The following is a 24,986-nucleotide window of genomic DNA, read 5'->3' on the forward strand; positions in this document are numbered from 1 at the left end:
TCTCGAGGGCCTAACGTCTTCCCGAAGGCCTAACGTCTTGTCTCGAGGACGTTATCTCTCTCGGCCATTACGCTCTGTCATCACCCCCGCTAACCGATCGACCGCGCCCCGACCCAGCGCGGCTCACGCTCCAGCGTCACCTCGAATCGGGCATGAACGGTCTCGACGATCTGGTCGGCAAAGGCCAACAGCCCTTCCAGCGTCCCGCCTCCGAAATGAACCAGTACCAGAGCCTGGCGATCATGAACGCCAAAACTGCCTTGTCGATACCCTTTCAATCCACACTGATCGATCAGCCAACCCGCGGCCAGCTTCACCCGCCCATCCGGCTGCGGATAGTGCGGCATCGACGGCATCTGTGACAACAGGTGAGAAGCCTGAATCCCGGAGACGAACGGGTTCTTGAAAAAGCTGCCGGCGTTGGGCGTATGTGCCGGATCGGGCAGCTTCTCACGGCGTATGGCACAGACAGCCGCGAAGACATCCCGTGCGCTTGCAGGCGCGGCCACATGCTCACTCAGCGCACCGTAATCGAGCTTGGGCGCGGGGCGCGAGGAGAGCGTCAGGCCAAGCCGGGTAATGACGACCTGATTCGCCAGCTCGCGCTTGAACACACTATCGCGATAGCCCAGCTCGCAAGCCTCGCGTTCCAGGCGATGCCGCCTACCGTCCCGCCGGTCCACGAGCTCGACCCAATCCAGCACGTCGGCGATCTCGACACCGTACGCGCCGATATTCTGGATCGGCGCGGCGCCGGCCAATCCGGGAATCAAGGCGAGATTCTCGATCCCCCATAGCTCACGCTCGACACAGGATTCGACCAGCGCGTGCCAGCCGACCCCAGCGCCCACTTCGACATGAACCGCATTGCCGCGACCCGGCGCGAACGATACGCCTTCGAGATCCGCACACAGCGTGAGCCCTTCGATCCGACGTGGCAACAGCACATTGCTGCCGCCGCCCAGCACCGTCATCTCCCAGCCGTGCTCGTTGGCCAGTTGCAGCCCTTGAACGACCTCACCTTCGGTCCGGGCGCGCCAGAAACGCGCTGCCCGGCTGGGTAGCGCCAGCGTATTGGCGTCGGAAAGATCATGATCGACCTCCAGATCGTCAACCTCGCCTTCCCGCATCAGAGGATACCCAGCCGCTGACGCAACGATGCCACGACGCCTTCCACAGCGTCTTCCAGCTGATCCAGCACCTGCTGAAACCCGGCTTCGCCGCCGAAATAGGGGTCCGGCACGTCCTCGTCGAGCTGCCCGGCATAATTCAGCAAGCGCGATACGCGAGCACGGCTGTCAGCCGGCTGCAGCGCGAGCGTGCGCTCGAGATTGTCGCTGTCCATCACCAGGATCTCCTCGAACCGCTCGAAGTCCTCGACGGTCAACTGCCGCCCGCGCAATTCACCGAGGTCGATGCCTCGATCGGTGGCGGCCCGAAGCGCACGCGGGTCCGGCGGCTGGCCCACGTGCCAGGCGCCGGTACCACAGGAGTCCACCGCCACGCGATCCGCCATGCCTTCTTCCTCCAGGCGCTTCCTCAGCATGCCTTCGGCCGTCGGTGAACGGCAGATATTGCCCATGCAGACGAACAGGATTCGCCATTCGGGACGCGAATCGCTCATGCCTCGCTCCGCTTCTCGTCACTACGTTGTGCAAAATACTGACGCACGCGCTCCAAGTCTTCCTGCGTGTCGACACCGCCGGGCAGCGACGACGTGACCGTTGCCACCTGAATGAGATGACCGTGCTGCAGCGCTCTCAACTGCTCGAGCTGCTCGAGCTGCTCCAGCGGCGCCGGCTGCCAATTGACATACTCGGCCAAAAATCCGGCGCGATAGGCGTAAAGACCGATATGGCGCAACCAGGCATCCGTCTCCAGCAGCGTCGGCGGCTGCGTCTTCCAGGCGTTGCGATCCCAGGGAATCGGCGCCCTCGAGAAATAGAGCGCCCGCCCCGTCAGATCGGTGACGACCTTGACCACGTTGGGATTGAACAGCGTATCCACGTCATGGATCGGCTCGGCCAGCGTCGATACGGACGCCCGGTCGTCCGCCGCGAGCCGCGTGGCGACACGGTCGATTGCGCTGGCTGGCAGCAGCGGCTCGTCACCCTGCACATTGACGACGATGGTCTCGTCGGGCAATTGCAGCCTGGCGGCCACTTCTGCCAGGCGATCGGTGCCCGAAGGGTGGTCGTCGCGAGTCATCACCACCTCGGCGCCGAATGCCTGCACGGTCTGCTCGATGCGGGCGTCGTCGGTGGCGATCACGACGCGCGAGGCACCGCTGTCATTGGCTCTCATCCACACGTGCTGGATCATGGGCAAGCCGTCGATGTCCATCAGCGGTTTGCCCGGAAGGCGGCTGGAGCCGTACCGAGCCGGAATCACCACCACGAAATCATTCATGGTGCTGGCGCTGCCTTGCCGAGCTTCTCCTCGGTCGACATCACACGGGCTTCATTTTCCAGCATCACCGGGATCCCATCTCGAATCGGATAGGCCAGCCCGCTGACCGAACTCTTGAGCTCCTGACGCTCGCGATCGTACGTCAGTTCACTATGGCTGACCGGACAGATCAGCATTGCCATCAATTCCTTATCCATGATTCTTCCTTATCAACGATGCCTGTGTACGCCACCACGAGCCAGACGAAACCGACTCGTGGAAATCTGCCACCATGATCGCGCCATCGTCGTCTACATGCCAGCGGGGCTTCCATTCCAGAGGGACTTCCATTCCAGCGGAGCTCACATGCCAGAGACGGAGAGGGTATCTAGGATCGCGCCCAGCCCTCGACCTGCCCGGCCCACCATTCGGTGAAGGCCGGTTCGGGTGCTGCCTCGACGTCCAGCACCCAGCAACGATCGTCGGCGAAGCCGGCACATTTGACCGCATCCTTCGCGGTCATGACCACGACGCTCGGGGCAGCGGGCAAATCGGCAGCGGAGAACTGGTGATGATCGCCGAACGCGATTCCTTCATGAGGCACGCCCAGTGCCCCGAGCGTGTCGAAGAACCGTCGCGGATGCCCGATCCCCGCCAGGGCCGCAACGGGACGATCGAGCCCGAACGGCGGCTGCTCGACCGGATAGCGCTCGCCGCTGGTCAGGTGACGCCATGCCGTCGGCACGAGCGTCATCGAAAAGCGCGGGACGCCTTCGCCGTCGGTGTTGGCAAGCGATGCCGTACCGCCATTGCCGATCAGCGCGTCGACGTCTGCCAGGCGCTGCAGCGGTTCCCGCAGGGGGCCTCGTGGCAGACAGTGGCGATTGCCGAACCCTCGCACGCCATCGACGACGACCAGCTCCAGCGATCGCCCCAGGGCGTAATGCTGCAGACCATCGTCAGCGATCAGAATGTTGCAACGGGAATGTTCAATGAGCCAGCGTGCCGCCCGCGGCCGATCGGGATCGACAGCCACCGGCGCGCCGGTCTGCTGCGCCAGCATCAACGGCTCGTCACCGCTCTGCGCCACGGGCGTCTGGCCCGTCACCGCCAGCGGGTACGATGAGGCCTTGCCGCCGTAACCCCGGGAGACGATGCCCGGCCGCCAGCCATTGTCCGTCAGCCAGCGCACCAGCCAGGCAACCAGCGGCGATTTGCCGGTGCCTCCCACCGACAGATTGCCCACGACGACCACCGGGACCGACGGTTGCCAGATCTCGCGGCGACCGTCGCGGTAGGCCTCGCGGCGACGCACCACGGCCTGGCGGTAAAGCGCTTCCAGCGGCGCCAGCAGCGTCAGCCACCGCGATCCGCGATACCAGGCGCGCTCGATCGGCGTCACGCCTCCTCCTGGAACTGCAGCTGATAAAGGGAGGCGTAGGCGCCACCCTTTTCCAGCAGCTCGGCGTGGGTGCCGCTCTCGATGAGATTGCCCTGATCCATCACCGCGATGCGATCGGCGCGCTCGATGGTCGATAGGCGGTGGGCGATGACGAACGTGGTGCGATCACGGCAGACGACTTCCAGCGCCCGCTGGATGTAGCGCTCGGATTCGGTATCCAGCGCCGAGGTCGCCTCGTCCAGAATCAGTACCGGCGCATCCTTGAAGATGGCTCGCGCGATCGCCAGGCGCTGGCGCTGGCCGCCGGAAAGCATGACCCCGTTATCGCCGACCAGCGTGTCGTACCCTTTCGGCAGTTGTTCGATGAACTCGTGCGCGTAGGCGGCTCTTGCCGCGGACTCGACCTGCTCGCGGCTGGCGTCAGGCACGCCGTAGGCGATGTTGTCGGCGATCGTGGTGTTGAACAACGTCACCTGCTGGGAGACCAGCCCGATCTGCTGGCGCAGCGGCGACAGCTGGTACTCCTGGATATCGATGTCATCGATCAGAATGCGCCCGGCGGTCGGCCGGTAGAACCGCGGCAGCAACCCCATCAGCGTCGACTTGCCGCTTCCCGAACGCCCCACGATCGCGACCATCTGGCCCGCGGGCACGTCCAGATCGATGCCCTTGAGCACTTCCGGCTGGTCTTCGTCATAGGCGAAGCGCACACCTTCAAAGCGCACGCGCCCTTCCAGGCGAGTCGGCAGGTACTCACCCTCGTCTTTCTCCGTCGGCCGACTCAGCAGACCAAAGAGTTCCTGCGAAGCAGAGAGCCCTTTCTGGATGATGCTGTTGACGTCGGTCAGCGACCGGATGGGCTTGGCCATCAGGGACGCGGCGGTGATGAAGGCCACGAACTCCCCGGGCGTCATGGCATTCATCAGCTCCGGCGCCATCGCCAGCCACACGAGCCCCGCCAGTGCCAGCGCCACCAGCAGTTGAATGACCGGCGTGCTGGTCGCCTTGGTCATCGCCTCCTTGATGCTCTGCTCGCGGTTGTAGTTGCTCGCGGCTTCGAAACGGCGTTTCTCGTACTCTTCCGCCCCGTGCGTGCGCACCACGCGATAACCAGTCAGTGCCTCGGAGGCGACGTGCGTCACGTCACCCATGGAATTCTGGATGCGCCGCGAGATCTTGCGGAAGCGCTTGCTGGTGTAGCGCACCACGAGCCCGATCAGCGGCGTGACGCCCATGAAAATCAGCGTCAGCAACCAGTTGGTCCAGAACAGGTAGCCGATCAGACCGATCACGAACAGGCCTTCCCGCAGGATGATCGTGATCGCGTTGGTGGCCGCCCCTGTCACCTGCTCGACGTGATAGGTCACCCGCGAGATGAGATGACCGCTGGAGTGCATGTCGAAGAAGCGACCGGGCAGGTGCAGCATGTGGTTGAAGACGTTGCAGCGCAGTTTGTGCACCACGTTACGCGCCACGTTGCTCATGAAATAGGTGCCCAGAAAGGTACCGATGCCGCGGGCCGCGAACATGCCGATCACGAACAACGGCAGAAAGAAGCGAAAGGCGGCATCCGGTTGCTGTATCCCGTCGATCAGCCGCTTCATCATCTCCGCCAGTGCCGTACTCGAGGCAGCATAGATGGCATAACCGACCACGGCGAGGGCAAAGGAACGCCATTCCACGCGGACGTATTCTAGGAGACGTCGATAGAGTGCCCAACTGGAAGCTTGTGACACGGTAACTCCGTTCGACTGGAAAAAGGTCAGGCTCCCGACGCCGCGCATACCGACCGGGCAGAACGCCGAGTGGACGGATTCCTGCGACGGCTTATTCGGCCGTTAGAGCCCGTTCACGATCTCGCGAGCCAGGATCAAACCAGGCGAAAACGATTGAGGAAAAGACCGGGCTCGCGCACGAGTTTGCATGAGCATGATGAATCTTCCGAAGTCGTCTTCAACAACGCTTGGCCGACGCGCAGCAGATGGTGAACAGGTTCTTACGCAACTCGGGGGCATTCAGGGGCTGGATTCTACCCCATCATCCGCGCCGTCGACAGCCGACCGGCGCGACCAGCCCGGATATCGTTGTGCGCGGACGGTGACGCTGGCCGGCGTCAGGGCAACGCGGACGGCGCCGTCGTAGGCGGTGTTCCAGACCCGGCTGCCGGCGTCGACGAACCGCTGGACGACCGAGGGCGCCGGATGACCGAACGGATTGCCACGGCCGCTGCTGAAGATGACCTCGGCAGGCCGCGTCGCCGCCACCAACGCCTCCGACGAACTGGTGGCACTACCGTGATGGCCGGCTACCAGTACGTCGAGCGGGCGCGATCCCGCTGGCCCGCTCTCCAATGCCTTGATGAACCCGCGCTCCCGCTCCATGCCGGCGTCACCGGTGATCAGTACTCGGCGTGCTCCCAGGGTGACCAGCAGTACGCAGGAACGGTCGTTGGCATTCGAGGCGATGTCGCCGGCAGGCGGGGACAGGAACCGCCAGGAGGTTCCATCGTCCCGCCAGCCGCCGCCCGCCTCGCAAGGCCGCGATGGCAATGGCAGATCGTTGCCACGTGGCGCCCACCAGCGCTCGACGCGATGATCCTGGCGCAGCGCGGCGATGCCGCCCGAATGATCGTTGTCGCTATGCGTGACGATGACATCGTCGAAACGTTGTCCGGCAGGCCACAGCAGGCTCGCCGGCATGAAACCCGACCCGAAGCGCGGCCCGGTATCGACCAGCACGCGCCGGTCACGGGTCTTCAGTTCGACCAGTTGCCCCTGGCCGACATCATAGACCGTGACCATCAACTCTCCCCGATCCAGGCTGGGCGGCCGAAGCAGCAGTACCAGAATCAGCAGCGACGGACAGGCCCACGCTCGCGTCATGCGAGTCACGCCCGGCAGCAACCAGAGCAGCCCCCACAACAGCAGCGCGACGGCGACCGGCCAGCACCACCAGGGGCTCGGCGTCCAGAGCGGCAGACTGTCGGCGGCCTGCGCGAGGAGATCGGCCAATCCATTGGCCAGCTGATCGAAGGGCCACCATGCCCAGCTGGCCAACGGTGGCCAGATCGCGAACAGCCAGCCGACGAATCCGAGAGGCACCATCAGACTGCTCACGAGCGGAACCGCGACCAGGTTGATCAACGGCGCCAGCGGCGACAATCGTCCGAAGGCGAGTAATACCGACGCTGCCATGATCGGGGCCAGCAACCACTGACTGCGCAGCAGCGCGAGGCACCACCCTCGCCGTCCTGAAGGTCGAGGCCGACCCGACCAGGCGAGGATCAGCACGGCAACCGCCGCGAAGGACAGCCAGAGTCCGGGGCGCCACGGCGCCAGCGGGTCGGTGACCACCACGAGTCCCAGCGCCAGCCACCAGGCCTGCCACCAGCCGGGCGCATGACGACCGCTCGCCGCCCACAGACCGATCGCCGCCATGATCGCCGCCCGTACCGCCGGTGGCCCGAAACCCGCCAATCCCGCATAGGCGAAGGCTGCCAGCCCGGCTCCCAGCCACGGCCAGGCCGTCATCCGCCAGGACAACGGCTGCAAGACCCGCGCCACGCGTCTCAGCAGCCACAGGCAGAGCGCTGCCACGAGCCCGATGTGGAGCCCCGAGATGACCATCAGGTGGGTCGTGCCGGTCGCGTTCAGCAAGTCCCAGTCATCGTCGTCAAGACGCTCGTCGGCACCCAGCGTCAGCGCCGCCAGCCAGCGTCTGCCCAGTGGCGAGATATCGGCGGCGTCCAATTGGTCCAAGGCGGCCTGACGTGGAGAAAAACTAGCCGTGGTCAGCTTTTCCGGCGAGTCGTCGCGAATATAGCCCAGCGCCTGGATCCCTTCCCGCCAGAGCCAACCGCCATAATCGAAGGTATCCGGATTGGCGAATCCCAGCGGCTGGCGTAGACGAGCCGTCAGTTGCCAGCGCTCCCCCTCCTGAAGCGCGGGCGCGTCATACCAGGAAAGCCGGAGCCGGGTGCTGCCAGGACAGACGTCACCGGAAGCCCTGGGCTCACAGGCCTCCACCTCGAAGCGAAAGCGCGCTCGACGCGGATCGACATCCAGCGCATGGATTCGGCCCGTCAGCCTGAAGTCGTGGCCGGCGAGCGATTCCGGAAGCCCCCCGGCGCGCTGCTGGCCAACCTGATGCGCGCAACTCAGGAAGGCCAGGACCGCCAGCACGCCCCACAGCGAGCGTCGCCACAGCGCAACCGCCAGCAGCAACGCGGCGATCGTGACGGACAGTATCTCCGACAGCGACTCGCCCCCGGTTCGGTACCCGACGAGCGAGCCGGCTACCGCCGCCAGTGCCAGCGGCATCGCCCAGCCCGGGCGTCTCGCCAAGGCGGAGACCCGCCTTGCGGCGTCAGTCGCCGTCAACATCGGCATTCCCGATAAACGGACTTAACATGGCGGGGCCTTGAGGTTGTATGGATAATGGGCCTTCTTCGTTCAGCGAGCGGCCTCATGTCTCGTCGATGGTTACAACGCTACATCCCCAGCCAGGAGAGGCTGCAGCGCACTCGCTCTTTGCGTTTCATGCACCACATGCTGGGCGATCCGGCGATGTGGGTGCTATCTCGTCATAGCGTTGCCAACGCCTGCATGGTCGGCCTGTTCGCCGCCATGCTGCCGATCCCGTTCCAGATGCTGCTGGCCGCCTTTGGCGCCTACTGCTTCCGCGGCAACCTGCCGCTGTCCGTCAGTCTGGTCTGGCTGACCAATCCGCTAACGATGCCGGTAGTCTTCTACTTCAACTACCGCGTGGGGGCATGGGTGCTGGACTACCCGGCCCGCAAGGTGCCGGATCACATCACCACGATGTGGATCGCCGAACAGATGGCGCACATCGTCCTGCCGCTGGCGGTCGGCTCGGTGATCGTCGGCCTGGTGCTGGCCATCGTCAGCAACGTTCTAGTACGGCTCATCTGGCGCTTCCAGATCTACCGCAGCTGGCGACGGCGCGCCAAGCGCCGCCAGCGCCGGCAAAGACACTGAGCCCCACTCCCCCGCTCGCTCCGACTCCTCCAGCACGTAATCTTTCCTTCGATTCACTTCACGAAGGCGCAAAAAAACGCCGCCCTGGACTATTGATCGTCCAGAGCGGCGTCAGCTTTAGCCGGCGATGTCAGACGGCGGTCAACTGGCCTCTGTCCAGACGCATCGTGCGATCCTGATGCGCCGCCAGCGACATGTCGTGGGTGACCACTACGAACGCACAGTCGGTGGTCGCCGCGAGCTCGTCCATCATGGCGAGGATGTTGGCCGCCGTGGTCTGATCCAGGTTGCCGGTCGGCTCGTCCATCAATACCAGACTGGGATTGGTGACCAGCGCCCTGGCGATGGCCACGCGCTGGCGCTCGCCGCCCGACAGCTCGCCCGGCTTGTGGGCTCCACGTGGCGCCATGCCGACGCGATCCAGCAACTGCAGGGCCTTGTCGACGGCGACTTTCCGGGTCTGACCGCGAATGATCAGCGGCAGCGCGACGTTCTCCGCCGCGGTGAACTCCGCCAGTAGATGGTGGAACTGGTAGACGAAACCGATATAGCGGTTACGAAAGCTGCCCAGGGCCGCCTCGCCCAGCCCCGCCAGCGATTGGCCACCGATGACGACCTCGCCGGCCGTGGGCCGGTCGAGCCCGCCCAGCAGGTTGAGCAGCGTGGTCTTGCCGGAGCCGGAACTCCCGACGACGGCCACTCTCTCCCCCGCTCTCACCTGCAGGTCCAGATGATCCAGCACGGTGAGATCCTGCGGGCCTTCGCTGTAGGTCCGCGTGAGTTGGCGGCAGTCGAGCATGATGTTGTCTCCGCTGGCAGACGATGACCGGAAATTGGCTTCACTCATAACGCAGTACCTCTGCCGGCTGGATACGCGCCGCTCGCCAGGCCGGATAGAGCGTCGACAGGAAGGTCAGTCCGAAAGCGCTGGAGACGATCACGCCCAGGTCGCTCATCTCGAGCCGCGAAGGCAGGTAGCTGATGAAATAGACGTTGGGATCGAGGAACTGGATACCGGTAACGGCCTGGACCCAGGCAATGATGTCGGACACCGTCAGCGCCAGGATCACGCCGGCAATCACGCCGATCACGATACCGATGATGCCGATCGCCAGCCCCTGCACGACGAAGATCCCCATGATCGACTTCGGCTTGGCGCCGATGGTGCGCAGGATGGCGATGTCCGCATGCTTGTCGGTGACCACCATGACCAGCGTCGAGACGATGTTGAACGCGGCCACCGCGACGATCACCATCAGCAACAGGCCGATCATGTGCTTCTCCATCTGGATCGCCTGGAACAGGTTGCCGTGGGTATAGGTCCAGTCCATGCCCCGATAGCCGGCGCCCAGATTCGAGACGATGTCTCGGGTCACCGGCCCCGCCTGGAAAAGATCGTTGAGCTCCAGCCGCAGCCCGTCGACCTTGTCGCCCAGACGGGCAAGCGTCTGCATGTCTTCGATATTGGCATAGGCGAGGTTGGCATCCAGGTCGGCGCCGACCTTGAAGATTCCGCTGACGGTGAAGCGCTTCAGGCGCGGGAACACGCCCCCGGGCGTGATCGATGCCTCCGGCACCAGCAGCGTCACCCGGTCACCCACGCCGACGCCGAGATTGCGCGCCAGCAGCGAGCCGAGCACGACATGCCAACTGCCGGCAGAGAGATCGTCGAGCGTGCCGGTCTGCATGTGCTGATCGATGATCGAGACGTCACGCTCGTATTCCGGCTGAACCCCGGTGACCATGGCGCCCTGGGTTCGCCCGCTGGCCGAGAACATGCCCTGCTGCTGCACGTAGGGGGCCGAGGCGACGACATCCCTGTGCTGGTCGACCTTCTCGGCCAGCGCTTTCCAGTTCTGCATGCCGCCCTGCTGTTCGATACGGGTATGCGGCACCATGCCGAGCACGCGAGTGCGCAACTCGTGATCGAAGCCGTTCATGACCGACAGCACCAGGATGAGGACAGCGACCCCCAGGGCCAGGCCAAGCATCGACGTGAGCGATATGAAGGAGATGAAGTGATTACGTCGTTTGGCCCGGACGTATCTCAGGCCCACCAGAAAGGGTAAACGGTCGAGCATCAGGTTGGATTCCTTGTCAGCAGCGGCTCATGTTACGGGTTTTGTCGGTTCCCGAAAACGCCAGATTGTCGGGCGACCTTCGGCTTGCCAGCGGCGTCGCCCACGCTACACTGGCGCTCACCGGAAAGCGGTGACGAGCGCTGTCGTCGATGCGTCGAGACGACGCGCGACTCCTGCTTGCATCGCCGCGATCAGGCTCTACAATGCCGCGTCCCGCTATGGAGACCATCATGACCCTTCGTCTGTTCCCCGAGTGGCACCCCCAGGATGCCATTCAACTGACCTGGCCGACCCCGACCAGCGATTGGGCACCGTTGCTCGAGCATATCGAGGCAACGCTGGAAGCGATGGTCGTAGCCATCACTCGCTACCAGCCGGTGCTGGTCGTCGTGCATGACGAGCCTCAGCGCGAACGCCTGGCGGCGCGTTTCACCGCGCTGGGCATCGACACCCGGCGCTGGCATCTCGTCGTGGCACCGAGCGACGATACCTGGGCCCGGGATCACGGCCCGATCGCCATCGAGCGCGAAGGTCGCCTGACATTGCTCGACTACGTCTTCACCGGGTGGGGTGGCAAGTTCGCCGCCGAACGGGACGACGCCCTGACTCGGGCGCTGGCATCCCAACAGGTATTCGCAGCACCGGTCGAGCCACAGATGCTGATACTCGAAGGCGGCGCCATCGACACCGACGGCGAAGGCACGCTGCTCACCACCAGCGCCTGCCTGCTCAATCCCAATCGCAACCCGGACCTCGACCGCGACGCCATCGAGACCTGCCTGGGCGAGCAGCTCGGCGTCTCCCGCGTGCTATGGCTCGAGAACGGTCATCTCGAAGGCGACGATACCGACAGCCATATCGACACTCTGGCGCGCTTCTGCGACCCGGCGACGATCGCCTACGTGCGTTGTGACGATCCCCAGGACCCGCATTACGAGGCCTTGGCGGCGATGGAGAACGAACTCAAGGCGCTACGCCGCGAGGACGGCTCGCCCTATCGCCTGCTGGCACTTCCCTGGCCCAAGCCCTGCTTCGATCCGGACGACGGCCACCGCTTGCCGGCGACGTACGCCAACTTCCTGATCATCAACGGCGCCGTCCTGGTTCCGACCTATGGCGATGCCGCGGATTTCCAGGCACTCAAGGTCATCGACGGCGCCTTCCCCGGCCGCGACGTGATACCGATCGACTGTCGCGCCGTCATTCGTCAGCATGGCAGCCTTCACTGCCTGACCATGCAGTTGCCACGCGGATCGCTCAACCCCTCGCTATCCTTGGGCTGAGTGGAAACCAGGGCGAGAAGCCGAGTCAGTAAAGAGCCGGTTCGAAATACAGGTTAAGGAGAGATCATGTCCAGAACGCTAAAGGTCGGCCTGGTCCAGCAGCAAGCCTGGCCAGACAAGCAGCGCAGTCTCGAAGCGAGTGAAGCCGGTATCCGCGAGCTCGCCGCCCAAGGTGCCGAACTGGTACTGCTGCAGGAACTGCACGCGACACACTACTTCTGCCAGTGCGAAGATACCGAGCTGTTCGATCTGGCCGAGCCCTTAGATGGTCCGACCGGCCAACGGCTCGCGACCCTGGCCCGCGAGCTGGATATCGTCATCGTCGGCTCGATCTTCGAACGCCGCGCTGCGGGGCTCTACCACAACACCGCGATCGTGCTGGACCGCGCCCGGGGCCGCGTCGGTCATTATCGCAAGATGCACATTCCCGACGACCCCGGCTTCTACGAGAAGTTCTACTTCACGCCTGGCGACGAAGACGCCAAGCAGGGCTTCGAGCCGATCGATACTTCCGTCGGCCGCCTCGGCGTGCTGGTCTGCTGGGATCAGTGGTATCCGGAAGCGGCTCGATTGATGGCGTTGGCGGGCGCGGATCTTCTGCTTTACCCCACCGCCATCGGCTGGACGCCTTCCGACGACACGGCGGAGAAGCAGCGCCAGAAGGATGCCTGGACCCTGATCCAGCGCTCTCACGGTGTCGCCAACGGCTTGCCGGTCATCGTCGCCAACCGGGTCGGCCACGAGCCCGATCTCTCCGGCGTCGGTGAAGGCATCGACTTCTGGGGCGGCAGTTTCGTCTGCGGTCCCCAGGGCGAGCTGCTGGCCCACGGTGGCGAGGAAAGCCAGAACCTGCTGGTGGAGGTCGACCTGCTTCGCAGCGAAGATGTCCGCCGCATCTGGCCCTACCTGCGTGACCGACGGATCGACGCCTACGGCGACCTGACCCGCCGCTATCGCGACCGCTGACGTGATCATCGCCGCTGCCATCGTTCCGGCGATGGCAGCTGCGCAAGACGGTCGATTTGTCTAGATAACCGCCCTTTCTAAATGACCGCTCTCTGGGCAACTGTTCTCTCTGTATGGCCACTCCTTCCCCGCTGGGAAAAAATTTCGCCCATTGGTAGACGCACTGGAAAAGATAACGGTATAAAACAGTATCTGTCTTCAAGGGAAGAACATGGAACTGCAGTATCGCTTGCTGGCCGAGCTGGAATCCGATTTCGACCGTCTGATCGAGGCGGTCGAACAGCTGGCAACGGCCTACGCCAACAATCCGACACCTGCCTGGGCACTGGGCGAGACGACGGTCGACGCGCAATGGCTACGCAGCGCACTGACCGACTTCTGGTATCAGGACGGACAGGACGGCCGCGAAACACGCAATTACATCGGCGTGGTCGTCGCGGGGCCGGCGATCATGGACGCCGTCCAGACGGTCAATCTCGGCAAGGCCCGATTCGCCGCGACGCTGAAACGCATTCGCCAGTCTGCCCCTCGACTCATCTCCGAGGTCAAGGCCGTGCTGCCTTTCCGGCATCCGGTACTGCATGATCATCTGCGTGGCCAAGGGCTCGCTAGGCTTCATCTCAAGCAGTGCTGGCGCCAGGTGCCTATCGCCGACGCGCCGTTATCGCGGATCAGGCTGGCTTGGTACACCAGCGGCCGCTCGATCAAGCGAATGAGCGTGGCCGACGCAGAAGCCAGGTTGAAGCAGATGGACCTGTCGGCGTCTCATATCCAGATCCAGTTGCGCAAGCTCGCCGACATTCCGGACGGCGAGCCACTGGCGCAGATCCAGCAGCAGGCACCGGTGATGCGTGCCAATCTCTTCTTCCGCGAAGCGCTGGCGGACGGGCGAATGCGGCGCGCCATGAACCTGCCCTTGCCGCTGTTCATTCCGGACCCGGCACTGAAACTGCCACATCTCAACGACCCGCCGATACGGCCGCCGGCAACACGAACCCGTGCACGCCGTTCCGATCAGCGACTGGAGGACGATGTCTTCCTGAAGAGCTTGCGCATCTACCGCTATCGCAACCCGGCGCTGGAGATCGCGCTCGACAAACAGCGCGAGCAAGACGCCGTCGACGGCAGCGACGATTCGGAAGTCTGACCCCGCTCAGCACCCTATGGCGCAACGCGGATTGGCAGCATCTCCCACCCTGCAGAAAACGAGACGCCAGAAACGCCGTCGCCCCTGAGTCGCGAAGCCTCGATGACAAGGCTGCAATTCAGGGGCGAACGACGACCAGGCCACTCAGAAAAGTCGGTTCAAGCCGTTCTGGGCAGCGATTCGATACGCTTCGGCCATGGTGGGATAATTGAACGTCGTATTGATGAAGTAGCGCAGCGTATTGGCTTCGCCCTTCTGCTGCATGATCGCCTGACCGATATGCACGATCTCGGAGGCCTGGTCGCCGAAGCAGTGGATCCCCAGGATCTCCAGCGTCTCGCGATGGAACAGGATCTTGAGCATTCCCGCCGTGTCGCCGGTAATCTGCGCGCGCGCGGTATCCTTGAAGAAGGCCTGGGCGACCTCGTAAGGCACCTTGGCTTCGGTCAGCTCCCGCTCGGTCTTGCCCACGGAGCTGATCTCGGGAATCGTGTAGATACCGGTGGGAATGTCATCGACGAAGCGGAATTCCTCGCCGAGAAATTCGTCACTGGCGCTGCGTCCCTGGTCGTAGGCCGCACTCGCCAGGCTCGGCCAGCCGATCACGTCACCCACCGCGTAGATGTGCGGAATCTGGGTACGGTAGTGGCCGTCGACCTGCAGCTGACCGCGGCCGTTGGGCTCGAGACCGATGTTCTCGAGGCCGAGTTCATCGGTATTACCGGTACGTCCGTTGGCCCAGAGGAAGGCATCGGCGCGAAGCCGCTTGCCGGACTCCAGGTTGACCACCACGCCAGCCTCGTCGCCCTCGACGCTACGATACGCTTCGTTGTGTCGAATCAGCACACCGTTGTTGCGCAGCTCATAGGAGAGCGCATCGCTGATCTCGTCATCGAGGAAGGAGAGCAGGCGCTCGCGGGTGTCGATCAGATCGACCTTGACGCCCAGGCCGGAGAAGATGGAAGCGTACTCCGAGCCGATCACGCCGGCACCATAGATGATCAGTGTCCGCGGGGTATGCGACAGCCCGAGAATGGTGTCCGAGCAGTAAATCCGCGGATGGCGGAAATTGACGTCGGCCGGACGATAAGGCCGTGACCCGGTGGCGATCACGAATTGAGGAGCAGTGAGCTCTTCCGCGCCTTCGTGATTGTCCCGCACGACGACCGTATGTTCGTCGCGAAAGCGTGCCACGCCGAAAAACAGATCGATGCGATTGCGAGAGTAGAACTTGGTACGCAGTTCGACCTGCTGGTCGATCGTCACGCGAGAACGCTCCAGCACCTTGGGAAACGAGAACCAGCGCGGCTCGCCAATATCACGGAACATGCGGTTGGTATTGAACTGCATGATCTGCTTGACCTGATGTCGCAGCGCCTTGGAAGGAATCGTTCCCCAATGCGTGCAGTTGCCACCGACAGACGACTGCCGTTCGACAATGGCGACGCGCTTGCCATGTTTCGCCGCATTGATCGCGGCGCTCTCACCCGCGGGTCCCGAGCCGATGACCACGACGTCATAGTTGTGAACTGCCATTTGCTTCGCCTACTCCTTACATGATGGCTGGTACGACCTGATTGGATCGTGGCGACCGACAAACGAACCCGATACTGCCGCTACTCAACGTTTGACGGCGTTGTAGCCAAGATCCGCACCGCGATTTTCATCGCTGCGCCGGCGCGCACCAGCGACATTCTTGCGACTCTCTTCTTCACAGACCTTGTCGTTGCCACCGCAGATCTCGCAGCCGCTTTTGAGGCCGAGGGTATTGAGACCACCGCAGGAACCGGCAATCGGCTTGCGTCCCAGGATGACACCAATCGCCATGCCGCCTACCAACAGCAGCATGATGGCGAAGGCCAGAATCCAGATCGTCATGACTGATCCTCCTCTTCCGAATCTTTGAGATAGTTTTGAAACGCCGTGGACACCCGCGTTTCGAAGCCTTCCGGCGTTTTGACAACGAGATAGACCGCCAGGTTTTCACGCTCGGCCATGGCAAAGCCGGCGTCCGGCCCCATGACATCGATGGCCGTCGCCAGGGCATCAGCGGTCATGCAGTCAGCCGTGATCACCGTCACGGAAACCAGATGATGCGTGATCGGGCGTCCGGTCCGCGGGTCGATGGTATGCGAATAACGCTTGCCATCGCTTTCGAAATAGTTGCGGTAGTCGCCCGATGTCGCCACTGCCGAGTCATCCAGCTCAATGATACGCTGCACGCTACGTTCGTTCGAGACCGGCTTTTCCACCGCGATCCGCCACGGCTGCTCGCCGGGCTTGCTGCCTCGCGTGCGAATTTCGCCGCCCACCTCGACCAGGTATCGGCTCACCCCCAGGTCGTCCAGCGCCCGGGCGACCGCGTCGACGCCATACCCCTTGGCAATACCGGAGAGATCCACGTAGACCGGCTTGGTCTTGGTCAGCGTATCGCCATCGAGCTGGAGTGCCTGATAATCGACTTCCTTTAGCGCTTCCGCGATCTCGTCGTCACTGGGCACGCGATCCGGGTGCTTGTCCGGGCCAAAGCCCCAGAGATTGACGGCCGATCCGACCGTGACGTCGAAAGCGCCGTTGGACATGTCACCCACACGGATCGCTTCCCGAATCACTTCGGCCGTCTCCGGGGAGAGCTCGAACGGCTCGCCCACCGCTGCCTGGTTGAAGCGTGACAATTCAGAGTCGGGCTTGTAGGTCGACATCAGGCGGTCGACGCGATGCAGTGCGTCCTTGACCGAATGCTCGATCCTGTCGAGCTGTTCGTCGTCGTAGTCACCGTAGAAAGTGACGTGAAATCCGGTGCCGAAAATCGGCCCTTCCAGCCGGTAGGGTTGAGGTTCGCGCTCGCACCCGGCCAGCAGTGCGAATAGCAGCAGGGCCAATCCCAGAAGGATCGGCCCTGTCACTCGGCGCTGGGGCCGTTCGATCATCCGCCGAAATCATCCAGCATGATGTTTTCGGGCTCTACCCCCAGATCAGTCAGCATCTTGATCACGGAGGCGTTCATCATCGGCGGCCCGCACATGTAGTACTCGCAATCTTCCGGCGCCGGATGATTCTTGAGATAGTTCTCGTAGAGCACATTGTGGATGAACCCGGTCGGCCCCTCCCAATTGTCTTCCGGCTGCGGGTCGGAGAGCGCCAGGTGCCATTCGAAGTTATCGAACTCCTCCGCCAACTGGTCGTACTCCTCGTTGTAGAACGTCTCCCGCCAGGAGCGAGCGCCATACCAGAACGACATCTTGCGCGTGGACTTCAGCCGCTTGAGCTGATCGAAGATATGGCTGCGCATGGGCGCCATGCCCGCGCCACCGCCGATGAATACCATCTCGGCCTCGGTATCCTTGGCGAAGAATTCACCGAACGGCCCCATGACGGTCACCTTGTCGCCCGGCTTCAGGCTGAAGACGTAGGTCGACATCAGCCCCGGCGGATGGCTGGATTTCGGGGGCGGCGTCGCGATACGGATGTTGAACTTGAGAATCCCTTTCTCTTCGGGATAGTTCGCCATCGAGTAGGCGCGAATCACCTCTTCGTCGTTCTTGTGCGTGAGGTTGAACAGCCCGAAGTTCTCCCAGTCGCCGCGATACTGCTCCTCGATATCGAAATCGGAGAACTTCACGTCGTAGGGCGGCGCCACCAGTTGCACGTAGCCACCGGCACGGAATGCCACTTCCTCGCCTTCCGGAAGCTTCAGGTTCAGTTCCTTGATGAAGGTCGCGACGTTGGGATTCTCGATGACCTCGCATTCCCACTTCTTGACGCCGAAGACCTCGTCCGGGACACGGATCTTCATGTCCTGCTTGACCGGCACCTGGCAGGAAAGGCGCCAGCCTTCCTTCTTCTCGCGCAGGGTGAAGTGAGACTCCTCGGTCGGCAGGATGGAGCCGCCGCCCTCGCTCACCTGGCATTTGCACTGCGCGCAGGAGCCGCCGCCGCCACACGCCGACGACAGAAAGATGCCGTTGGCAGCCAGGGTCTGGAGCAGCTTGCCCCCGGCCTGGGTCGTCACGGTGTTGTCAGGGTCGCCATTGATCTCGATCGCCACGTCGCCGCTGCTGACCAGCCGGCTGCGTGCGGCCAAAATGACCGCCACCAGCCCCAGCACGATCACGGTGAACATGACGACGCCGAGCACGATGATGGATGTATCAACCATGTCGGGTTCCTATTTCCTTGTTGCGTTGATGTCGTTGCCTTGACGCCACGGGTCCTGCTGGCGTCAGAGCTGGATGCCGGAGAAGGACATGAAGCCCAACGACATCAGACCGGCCGTGATGAACGTGATCCCCAGCCCCTGCAGGCTGCCGGGTACATCACTGTACTTGAGCTTTTCGCGGATACCCGCGAGCGCCATGATCGCCAGCGCCCAGCCAGCGCCCGCGCCGGCACCGTAGATCACCGACTCGCCGAAGGTGTAGTCACGCTGCACCATGAACAGCGAGGCACCCATGATGGCGCAGTTGACGGTGATCAGCGGCAGGAACACGCCCAGCGCGTTGTAGAGCGCAGGCACGAACTTGTCGAGGAACATCTCGAGGATCTGGACGATCGCCGCGATGACGCCGATATAGCTCAACAGCCCCAGGAAGCTGAGATCGATGTTCTCGGCGCCCTCGAGGCCGGTCCAGCTCAGCGCACCGGCCTTCAGCAGATAGTTGAGGATCAGGTTATTGACCGGCACCGTGATGGTGAGAACCACGACGACCGCAATGCCCAGACCGATCGCCGAAGAGATCTTCTTGGAAACGGCCAGGAACGTACACATGCCGAGGAAGAACGCCAACGCCATGTTCTCGACGAAGACCGCCTTCACGAACAGGCTGAGATAGTGCTCAAACATTGGCAGTCTCCTTGATCTTGGCCTTGCTGTTGGCAACGATTCGGTACTCCGTCTTCTCGATCTGCTCCGGATTGAGTGTACGTAGCACCCAGATCAGCAGGCCGATGACGAAGAAGGCGGATGGCGGCAGCAGCATCAAGCCGTTGGGCACGTACCAGCCACCGTTCTGGACCGTCGGCAGGATGGTCAGACCGAACACGCTGCCCGACCCCAGCAGCTCACGAACGAAACCGACGATCAGCAGGATGACGGCATAGCCGAGCCCGTTGCCGACGCCATCGAGGAAGCTCATCGCCGGGCCGTTCTGCATGGCGTAGGCTTCGGCGCGTCCCATGACGATACAGTTGGTGATGATCAGACCGACGAACACCGACAGCTGCTTGGACATCTCGTAGGCATAGGCCCGCAGGACCTGATCGACCACGATGACCAGCGACGCGATGATCGTCATCTGCACGATGATGCGGATCGACGACGGAATGTGATTGCGGATCAGCGAGACGAACATGCTGGAGAAGGCCGTCACGGCAATGACCGCGAGCCCCATGACCAGCGATACGCTCATGGAGTTGGTCACCGCCAGCGCGGAACAGATCCCCAGTACCTGCAGGGCGATCGGGTTGTTCTTGAAGACCGGTGACAGAACGACGTCTTTTACGGAGTCCGTAGCCATCTTCACGCTCCTCCTTGGGAATCGTCGTGGAATCGGGCGAGATATGGGGCATAGCCCTCGTCACTCAGCCAGAACCGCAACATGTTGGTGACGCCTCGGCTGGTGAGCGAGGCTCCCGACAGCGCATCGACTTCGTACTCGCCGCTGGCACCGCCTTTCACGAGTTGAATCTGGGGATCCTGAAAATCTCCATCCTCGTAGATCTTCTTGCCGTCCCACTTGGCCTTCCAGCGCGGGTTGTCTACCTCGCCACCGAGACCCGGGGTTTCGGACTGATCGTAGTAGGACAGCCCTACGATGGTATTGCCATCGCCACGCACGGACAAGAAACCCTCCATCAGCCCCCACAGCCCCTGGCCGCGGATCGGCATGACGATCTGGTCCGGATCGTCGGGATTCCCGACGAGATAGACCGTCGAGAACTTCTCCTGGCGCCCGATACCCGCGATATCGTCATCGCCCGACAGCGTGCGAGACGTTGCCGGATCTCTGGCGGCGTCGAACTGATCGTAGTTGTTCGGGTCCAGATCTTCGGAGTAGTCGCCGGTTTCCAGATTGACCACACGCGGCGTGATCAGCTCGGCGTACTTCTCCTCGATGTCATCGCCCGGCTTGTAGAGCTGCGTGACCTGCAGGATGTTGCTCTTGCGGTCCAGCGCCTGGTTCTGCAGTTGCTTCGGCTTCAGCACCACGGCCGCGGACGAGACGACCACCGAGCAGATGACGCAGAGAGAAAATGCGACGATCAGCGTCTTCTTGATCGAGTTGTTGCTCGCCATCAGACAGCCTCCTTTTCGGTGGGCGTCAGGCTCGCCAGCCGCTTCTGGCGACGTTTGATATTGGCCTGCACGAAGATGTGATCGATCAATGGCGCGAACAGGTTGGCAAACAGGATTGCCAGCATGATGCCCTCGGGGAAAGCCGGGTTGACCACACGGATCAGCACGGTCATCACGCCGATCAGCGCACCGAAGATCAGTTTGCCGTTGTTGGTCATCGACGCCGACACGGGATCGGTCGCCATGAACACCATGCCGAAGGCGAAGCCACCCAGCACCAGATGCCAGTACCACGGTATCGCGAACATCGGGTTGCTGTCGGAGCCGATGGCGTTGAACAGCGACGCGGTCAGGATCATGCCGAGCATGACACCCGCCATGATGCGCCAGGAGGCGATGCGCGTCAGCAGCAGCACGGCCGCGCCGATCAGGATCGCCAGCGTCGAGGTTTCCCCCACGGAACCCTGGATGAAGCCGAAGAAGGCATCCCACCAGCTGTACTGCTGATGTAGGCCTTCCATGCCGTTGAGCGCGGCGTTGGACAGCGCCGTGGCGCCGGTATAGCCATCGGCCGGCACCCAGACGCTGTCACCGGAAATCTGCGCCGGATAGGCGAAATAGAGGAAGGCACGGCCGGTCAGTGCCGGGTTGAGGAAGTTCTTGCCGGTTCCGCCGAAGATCTCCTTGCCGATCACTACGCCGAAGGTGATGCCCAGCGCCACTTGCCACAGCGGGATGGTCGCCGGCAGCGTCAGCGCGAACAGTACCGAGGTGACAAAGAAGCCTTCGTTGACTTCATGACCGCGCTTGATCGCGAACAGCACTTCCCAGAACCCGCCGACGACGAACGTCACCAGATAGATTGGCAGGAAGTAGGTCGCCCCCAGCACGAAATTGGCCCAGATGCTGCCCGGATCGTGACTCCCGGCCAGCGCCATGGTCACCGCTTCACGCCACCCGGTGATCGCGCTGAAGCCATCGGCAATCGCCAGGTTGGCCTGGTAGCCGGCATTGTACATGCCGAAGAACATGGCCGGAAAAGTACAGAGCCATACCGTGATCATGATGCGCTTCAGGTCGATCCCGTCGCGCACGTGAGTCATGCTTTTGGTGACACTGGGGGGCGAATAGAAGATCGTATCGACCGCCTCGTAGAGCGCGTAGAACTTCTCGTACTTGCCGCCCTTCTCGAAATGAGGCTCCAGCTTGTCGAGCGTATTGCGAATCCCCATCATCAGGCCTCTTTCTCGATCATGGTCAGGTTGTCGCGCAGGATGGGACCGTACTCGTACTTGCCGGGGCACACATAGGTGCACAGCGAGAGGTCTTCTTCATCCAGCTCCAGGCAGCCGAGCTGCATGGCCGATTCGATGTCGCCAACGATCAACGAGCGCAGCAGCTGGGTCGGCATGATATCCAGCGGCATGACCTTCTCGTACGCGCCGATCGGCACCATGGCACGCTCGGACCCGTTGGTCGACGTATTGGGTGCGTAGTTGGGCAGTCCCAGGAACTGGGAAACATAGATACCCATGACCGAATGACGGTTGCGACCGGGCGACAGCCAGCCCATGAAGGCGCGCTTGTTGCCCTCTTCCAGCAGCGAGAACTGACGGTGAAAACGCCCCAGGAACTGGCGAGTCCCCTCGCACTGCGTACCGCCGAAAATGGATCCGGAGATGACGCGCGTATCCTCCGGCTTTTCGATCTCGCCTTCCAACAGCTCCTCGCTGCTGGCTCCCAGACGGGTACGGACCAGACGCGGATTCTTCGCACGGGGCCCGCCGACGGCGACCACGCGGGTCGGATCGAAGCGCCCCTCGGCGAACAGCTTGCCGATGGCGATCACGTCCTGACAGTCGAGATGCCATACCTGACGCTGCAGCCCGACCGGCGAGAGATAGTGGATATGCGTACCCACCAGGCCTGCCGGATGGAGCCCTTCGAAGCCCTCGGCCTGAACGCCCTCCAGATCATCGCCCGGTAGCGTCGCGTTGCCGCGGCGAGTCACGAAGACCCGGCCGGGCGTCAGGTGACGGATGACCTGCAGCCCCTGGCGGAAGGCGTCGCTATCGGCGTCGATGATCACCGTGGGATCGGCCGACAGCGGATGCGTATCGATGGCCGTCACGAAGATGTCGGCCGGCACCGCGCCGAGTTCCGGCACGCGGGAAAAGGGCCTCGTTCTCAGCGCCGTCCACAAGCCGGACTCGACCAGTTGATCGACCACCTGCGACCGTGAAAGCGACGCCAGCCCGTCCGCGCCGTAGGCCGTGAACGTTTCGCTCTGCTCTTCCTCGTCGAGCTTGATGACCACGGACAACAGGCGACGCTTTTCGCCCCGGTTGATCGCGACCACCTCGCCGGCGCCGGGGGCTGTATAGCGAACCCCGGCCACTTTCTTGTCGGTGAACAACACCTGGCCCCGCTTCACGCGATCGCCTTCACGGACCTCCATGGTCGGCTTCATGCCGACATAGTCGGACCCGAGCAGCGCGACATGGCGCACGGCGCGCCCGTCGTCGATACGCTGCTCCGGCGCCCCGGCAACGGGAAGGTCCAGGCCTCGTTTGACTTCGATCATAGTCTCGCCCAGTTGTCGAATCTGATGTCGATAAGGAAAAAGGTTCGACGGACGCCAGGCATGTCCGACTCCCGCAGCAAGGCTCAGGAAGAACAGGAAGGTGACGTCACGGAATCCGAATGCTTTTCTTATCAGAAAGGGTGACTTCCATGGCCCATGACTTCGATGGACCACGCCGAAAAACGCGCACCATTATAATGATGCCGACCCCCGAAGACTACTCGCCGGCACGTCAACCCGGCCGCCGGACAACGAAAAAGTCTCGGCAGCGCCGAGACTTTTTAGACTAAAGTTCAATGGACGAATCAGGGCGTGGCCGGCAGGTACCGGTGACAGACGCGGGACATGTACTGCAGGATTCTCACCACCTGACAGCTATAGCCGAACTCGTTGTCGTACCAGACGTAGAGCACCGCCTGCTTGCCGTCGGCGATGGTTGCCTTGGCATCCAGGATCCCTGCATGGCGGTTGCCGACGAAGTCCGACGACACCACTTCCGGCGAATCGACATAATCGATCTGCTTGTGCATCGGCGAGTGCAGCGCCATCTGGCGCAGGTACTCGTTGAGCGCCGTGCGGTCTGTCTCTTTCTCCAGCGACAGGTTGAGGATCGCCATCGAGACGTTGGGCGTCGGCACGCGGATCGCATTACCGGTCAACTTGCCGGAAAGCGCCGGCAGCGCCTTCGCCACCGCCTTGGCCGCGCCAGTTTCCGTCAACACCATATTGAGCGGTGCACTGCGTCCGCGGCGATCGCCCTTGTGATAATTGTCGATCAGGTTCTGATCGTTGGTGTAGGAGTGGACGGTCTCGACATGGCCATGGACGATCCCGTATTCGTCGTCGATGGCCTTGAGCACCGGCACGATGGCATTGGTGGTGCATGAAGCCGCAGACACGATGCGGTCTTCTTCCCCGATAGTCTGGTGATTGATGCCGTGAACGATGTTCTTGAGGTCGCCCTTGCCCGGCGCCGTCAACAGAACCTTGGCAACCCCCTTGGATTGCAGGTGCTGCGCCAGCCCCTCCCGGTCGCGCCACTTGCCGGTATTGTCGACGACGATGGCGTTGTCGATGCCGTAGACGGTGTAATCGATCTCGGCCGGCGAATCGGCATAGATCATGCGGATGTAGTGACCGTTGGCGATCAGCGCATGGTTTTCGTGATCGATGTCGATCGAGCCGGAGAACGGCCCATGGACGGAATCGCGACGCAGCAGGCTGGCTCGCTTCTCGAGGTCGTCACCGCTGCCGCGAACGACGATGGCACGCAGCCGAAGCAGGTTACCGCCACCGGCCTTCTCGATCAGGATGCGCGCCAGAATGCGGCCGATGCGGCCAAAGCCGTAAAGCACGACATCCTGAGGCTCTCCGCCCATGCCGCTGCCGTCGTGAGCACCCACGATGTCGGCCAGCTCGCGCTCGAGAAACGCCACGACATCGCTTTCGCCGGAGTGCTTGAACGCCACGCCCAGTCGGCCGATATCGATATGCGCCGGCCCCAGATTCAGTTCGGTCATGGCTCGCACCATCGGCAGCGTGTCGGCGACCGAAAGCTCGGTTCCCTCGACCTTGCGAACATAACGATGGTTCTTGAGAATCCGCGTCACGGAACGATTGATCAACGACCGCCCGAACAGCGAAGGGATCACGTTGTATTGACGATAGAGCTTGCCCAGAAGCGGAATCATCTCTTCCGCGCGAGCCTCGTTGTCCTGCCACTCCTGGAAGACGGTATCGAGCTGTTCCTGACTCACAAGCGGGCCTCTCTCTGATCGAATTGGGGGGTCGAATTGGCGCATCGACAGCGTCGGTCAAACGGATCGCTGGCACTGTCCGCACA

The 24,986-nt window shown here is 62.8% G+C and carries 23 protein-coding genes; 4 read left to right on the top strand and 19 right to left on the bottom strand.

Annotated features, from left to right (window positions below; all coding sequences use genetic code 11):
• Positions 1-89 precede the first annotated feature (89 nt).
• The 7 genes from murB to CCD76_RS12640 form a co-directional block, all read right to left on the bottom strand.
• Positions 90-1,130, bottom strand: a complete 1,041-nt coding sequence (gene murB / locus CCD76_RS12610; protein WP_087719820.1) for a UDP-N-acetylmuramate dehydrogenase — start codon at positions 1,128-1,130, stop codon at positions 90-92.
• Positions 1,130-1,624 (bottom strand): low molecular weight protein-tyrosine-phosphatase, encoded by a 495-nt coding sequence (locus tag CCD76_RS12615; protein ID WP_087719821.1) that lies wholly within the window; start codon positions 1,622-1,624, stop codon positions 1,130-1,132. Before CCD76_RS12615 ends, murB begins: the two co-directional genes overlap by 1 nt.
• Positions 1,621-2,409, bottom strand: a complete 789-nt coding sequence (gene kdsB / locus CCD76_RS12620) for a 3-deoxy-manno-octulosonate cytidylyltransferase (protein WP_087719822.1) — start codon at positions 2,407-2,409, stop codon at positions 1,621-1,623. Before kdsB ends, CCD76_RS12615 begins: the two co-directional genes overlap by 4 nt.
• A complete protein-coding gene (locus CCD76_RS12625; RefSeq protein ID WP_170835899.1) occupies positions 2,406-2,606 on the bottom strand; it encodes a Trm112 family protein in 201 nt (66 codons plus the stop codon). The genes kdsB and CCD76_RS12625 overlap by 4 nt, the downstream gene beginning before the upstream one ends.
• Positions 2,607-2,776: 170 nt before the next feature.
• Positions 2,777-3,790, bottom strand: a complete 1,014-nt coding sequence (gene lpxK / locus CCD76_RS12630) for a tetraacyldisaccharide 4'-kinase (RefSeq protein WP_087719823.1) — start codon at positions 3,788-3,790, stop codon at positions 2,777-2,779.
• Positions 3,787-5,526: a lipid A export permease/ATP-binding protein MsbA gene (msbA, locus tag CCD76_RS12635; RefSeq protein ID WP_256961298.1), complete on the bottom strand. Its 1,740-nt coding sequence runs from the start codon at positions 5,524-5,526 to the stop codon at positions 3,787-3,789. The genes lpxK and msbA overlap by 4 nt, the downstream gene beginning before the upstream one ends.
• A 279-nt stretch (positions 5,527-5,805) precedes the next feature.
• Entirely contained in the window at positions 5,806-8,172 is a 2,367-nt protein-coding gene (locus CCD76_RS12640; RefSeq protein ID WP_087719825.1) for a DNA internalization-related competence protein ComEC/Rec2, read from the bottom strand.
• An 84-nt stretch (positions 8,173-8,256) separates the two neighbouring features.
• Between CCD76_RS12640 and CCD76_RS12645 the strand changes: the two genes are divergently transcribed.
• Positions 8,257-8,787, top strand: a complete 531-nt coding sequence (locus tag CCD76_RS12645) for a DUF2062 domain-containing protein (protein ID WP_087719826.1) — start codon at positions 8,257-8,259, stop codon at positions 8,785-8,787.
• Positions 8,788-8,917: 130 nt separating this feature from the next.
• Here CCD76_RS12645 and CCD76_RS12650 read toward each other — a convergent pair whose 3' ends face one another.
• On the bottom strand, positions 8,918-9,634 hold the full coding sequence (locus tag CCD76_RS12650; protein ID WP_087719827.1) for an ABC transporter ATP-binding protein: 717 nt from the start codon (positions 9,632-9,634) through the stop codon (positions 8,918-8,920).
• On the bottom strand, positions 9,627-10,868 hold the full coding sequence (locus CCD76_RS12655) for a lipoprotein-releasing ABC transporter permease subunit (protein WP_087719828.1): 1,242 nt from the start codon (positions 10,866-10,868) through the stop codon (positions 9,627-9,629). Before CCD76_RS12655 ends, CCD76_RS12650 begins: the two co-directional genes overlap by 8 nt.
• A gap of 230 nt (positions 10,869-11,098) precedes the next feature.
• On the opposite strand from CCD76_RS12655, the gene CCD76_RS12660 reads away from it, so the two are divergent.
• The 3 genes from CCD76_RS12660 (at position 11,099) to CCD76_RS12670 (ending at position 14,264) form a co-directional block, all read left to right on the top strand.
• Entirely contained in the window at positions 11,099-12,151 is a 1,053-nt protein-coding gene (locus tag CCD76_RS12660; RefSeq protein ID WP_087719829.1) for an agmatine deiminase family protein, read from the top strand.
• Positions 12,152-12,217: 66 nt separating this feature from the next.
• Positions 12,218-13,117 carry a carbon-nitrogen hydrolase gene (locus CCD76_RS12665; protein WP_087719830.1) on the top strand — a complete coding sequence of 300 codons (900 nt, stop codon included), beginning with the start codon at positions 12,218-12,220 and terminating at the stop codon, positions 13,115-13,117.
• Between the two features lie 211 nt (positions 13,118-13,328).
• Entirely contained in the window at positions 13,329-14,264 is a 936-nt protein-coding gene (locus CCD76_RS12670) for a DNA replication terminus site-binding protein (protein WP_256961299.1), read from the top strand.
• A 144-nt stretch (positions 14,265-14,408) separates the two neighbouring features.
• Here CCD76_RS12670 and sthA read toward each other — a convergent pair whose 3' ends face one another.
• The 10 genes from sthA to CCD76_RS12720 form a co-directional block, all read right to left on the bottom strand.
• Positions 14,409-15,800 (bottom strand): Si-specific NAD(P)(+) transhydrogenase, encoded by a 1,392-nt coding sequence (gene sthA, locus CCD76_RS12675; RefSeq protein ID WP_087719831.1) that lies wholly within the window; start codon positions 15,798-15,800, stop codon positions 14,409-14,411.
• Positions 15,801-15,884: 84 nt separating this feature from the next.
• Positions 15,885-16,142, bottom strand: coding sequence for a (Na+)-NQR maturation NqrM (gene nqrM, locus CCD76_RS12680; RefSeq protein ID WP_087719832.1), 258 nt, complete (start codon positions 16,140-16,142; stop codon positions 15,885-15,887).
• Positions 16,139-17,194: an FAD:protein FMN transferase gene (locus tag CCD76_RS12685; protein ID WP_087719833.1), complete on the bottom strand. Its 1,056-nt coding sequence runs from the start codon at positions 17,192-17,194 to the stop codon at positions 16,139-16,141. The genes nqrM and CCD76_RS12685 overlap by 4 nt, the downstream gene beginning before the upstream one ends.
• The gene (gene nqrF, locus CCD76_RS12690) at positions 17,191-18,423 is read right to left on the bottom strand and encodes an NADH:ubiquinone reductase (Na(+)-transporting) subunit F (RefSeq protein ID WP_087719834.1); all 1,233 of its coding nucleotides are present in this window, start codon (positions 18,421-18,423) and stop codon (positions 17,191-17,193) included. The genes CCD76_RS12685 and nqrF overlap by 4 nt, the downstream gene beginning before the upstream one ends.
• Before the next feature lie 63 nt (positions 18,424-18,486).
• A complete protein-coding gene (gene nqrE, locus CCD76_RS12695; protein WP_071233099.1) occupies positions 18,487-19,107 on the bottom strand; it encodes an NADH:ubiquinone reductase (Na(+)-transporting) subunit E in 621 nt (206 codons plus the stop codon).
• A complete protein-coding gene (locus tag CCD76_RS12700) occupies positions 19,100-19,780 on the bottom strand; it encodes an NADH:ubiquinone reductase (Na(+)-transporting) subunit D (protein ID WP_087719835.1) in 681 nt (226 codons plus the stop codon). Before CCD76_RS12700 ends, nqrE begins: the two co-directional genes overlap by 8 nt.
• A gap of 2 nt (positions 19,781-19,782) precedes the next feature.
• Positions 19,783-20,562, bottom strand: coding sequence for a Na(+)-translocating NADH-quinone reductase subunit C (locus tag CCD76_RS12705; RefSeq protein ID WP_087719870.1), 780 nt, complete (start codon positions 20,560-20,562; stop codon positions 19,783-19,785).
• Positions 20,559-21,794: an NADH:ubiquinone reductase (Na(+)-transporting) subunit B gene (locus CCD76_RS12710; RefSeq protein WP_087719836.1), complete on the bottom strand. Its 1,236-nt coding sequence runs from the start codon at positions 21,792-21,794 to the stop codon at positions 20,559-20,561. The genes CCD76_RS12705 and CCD76_RS12710 overlap by 4 nt, the downstream gene beginning before the upstream one ends.
• Positions 21,794-23,143 (bottom strand): Na(+)-translocating NADH-quinone reductase subunit A, encoded by a 1,350-nt coding sequence (locus tag CCD76_RS12715; RefSeq protein WP_087719837.1) that lies wholly within the window; start codon positions 23,141-23,143, stop codon positions 21,794-21,796. Before CCD76_RS12715 ends, CCD76_RS12710 begins: the two co-directional genes overlap by 1 nt.
• A gap of 305 nt (positions 23,144-23,448) precedes the next feature.
• Positions 23,449-24,900 (bottom strand): glyceraldehyde-3-phosphate dehydrogenase, encoded by a 1,452-nt coding sequence (locus CCD76_RS12720; RefSeq protein ID WP_071233105.1) that lies wholly within the window; start codon positions 24,898-24,900, stop codon positions 23,449-23,451.
• Between the last annotated feature and the right edge of the window lie 86 nt (positions 24,901-24,986).

This window comes from Salinicola salarius (assembly GCF_002179555.1).
GTDB classification, from domain to species: Bacteria; Pseudomonadota; Gammaproteobacteria; order Pseudomonadales; family Halomonadaceae; genus Salinicola; species Salinicola salarius_A.

Coding starts and splice junctions, on each gene's coding strand:
- murB (WP_087719820.1), bottom strand. CDS start 1,130: ATGCGGGAAGGCGAGGTTGACGATCTGGAGGTCGATCATGATCTTTCC.
- CCD76_RS12615 (WP_087719821.1), bottom strand. CDS start 1,624: ATGAGCGATTCGCGTCCCGAATGGCGAATCCTGTTCGTCTGCATGGGC.
- kdsB (WP_087719822.1), bottom strand. CDS start 2,409: ATGAATGATTTCGTGGTGGTGATTCCGGCTCGGTACGGCTCCAGCCGC.
- CCD76_RS12625 (WP_170835899.1), bottom strand. CDS start 2,606: ATGGATAAGGAATTGATGGCAATGCTGATCTGTCCGGTCAGCCATAGT.
- CCD76_RS12640 (WP_087719825.1), bottom strand. CDS start 8,172: ATGTTGACGGCGACTGACGCCGCAAGGCGGGTCTCCGCCTTGGCGAGA.
- CCD76_RS12645 (WP_087719826.1), top strand. CDS start 8,257: ATGTCTCGTCGATGGTTACAACGCTACATCCCCAGCCAGGAGAGGCTG.
- CCD76_RS12650 (WP_087719827.1), bottom strand. CDS start 9,634: ATGAGTGAAGCCAATTTCCGGTCATCGTCTGCCAGCGGAGACAACATC.
- CCD76_RS12655 (WP_087719828.1), bottom strand. CDS start 10,868: ATGCTCGACCGTTTACCCTTTCTGGTGGGCCTGAGATACGTCCGGGCC.
- CCD76_RS12660 (WP_087719829.1), top strand. CDS start 11,099: ATGACCCTTCGTCTGTTCCCCGAGTGGCACCCCCAGGATGCCATTCAA.
- CCD76_RS12665 (WP_087719830.1), top strand. CDS start 12,218: ATGTCCAGAACGCTAAAGGTCGGCCTGGTCCAGCAGCAAGCCTGGCCA.
- CCD76_RS12670 (WP_256961299.1), top strand. CDS start 13,329: ATGGAACTGCAGTATCGCTTGCTGGCCGAGCTGGAATCCGATTTCGAC.
- sthA (WP_087719831.1), bottom strand. CDS start 15,800: ATGGCAGTTCACAACTATGACGTCGTGGTCATCGGCTCGGGACCCGCG.
- nqrM (WP_087719832.1), bottom strand. CDS start 16,142: ATGACGATCTGGATTCTGGCCTTCGCCATCATGCTGCTGTTGGTAGGC.
- CCD76_RS12685 (WP_087719833.1), bottom strand. CDS start 17,194: ATGATCGAACGGCCCCAGCGCCGAGTGACAGGGCCGATCCTTCTGGGA.
- nqrF (WP_087719834.1), bottom strand. CDS start 18,423: ATGGTTGATACATCCATCATCGTGCTCGGCGTCGTCATGTTCACCGTG.
- nqrE (WP_071233099.1), bottom strand. CDS start 19,107: ATGTTTGAGCACTATCTCAGCCTGTTCGTGAAGGCGGTCTTCGTCGAG.
- CCD76_RS12700 (WP_087719835.1), bottom strand. CDS start 19,780: ATGGCTACGGACTCCGTAAAAGACGTCGTTCTGTCACCGGTCTTCAAG.
- CCD76_RS12710 (WP_087719836.1), bottom strand. CDS start 21,794: ATGATGGGGATTCGCAATACGCTCGACAAGCTGGAGCCTCATTTCGAG.
- CCD76_RS12715 (WP_087719837.1), bottom strand. CDS start 23,143: ATGATCGAAGTCAAACGAGGCCTGGACCTTCCCGTTGCCGGGGCGCCG.